At 39.4% G+C, this 216-nt stretch carries 1 pseudogene; it reads right to left on the bottom strand.

The annotated features are described in order from the left end of the window. A pseudogene (locus QVP90_RS14285) lies at positions 1 to 185 on the bottom strand (adenosine kinase); the annotation flags it as partial. Positions 186 to 216 lie beyond the last annotated feature (31 nt).

Below are 216 nucleotides of genomic sequence, written 5' to 3'. Positions count from 1 at the left end.
GCTGATCCGCCGGTTGCAAGATGGGTTTTCATGTTAGCAAATTTCTCGTTAATCTGCTGTAACTTAATGCCATCAATGAGTTGCATGCTCCCCTTCGGTAAACCCATTTCATCAAGCAGAGTATCATCTTTCAAGGTTGCAAGTACGTCTACAAGGGCATTGCCCAAACCAATTATTTTGTCCATTTCAATATTTTTTTTGCAAAGATATTGCATA

This window comes from Bacteroides sp. CAG:189 (assembly GCF_000432295.1).
GTDB classification, from domain to species: domain Bacteria; phylum Bacteroidota; class Bacteroidia; order Bacteroidales; family Bacteroidaceae; genus Bacteroides; species Bacteroides salyersiae.
The sequence above is the reverse complement of the archived record's forward strand: the minus strand, read 5'-3'. Positions and strand labels throughout refer to the sequence as shown.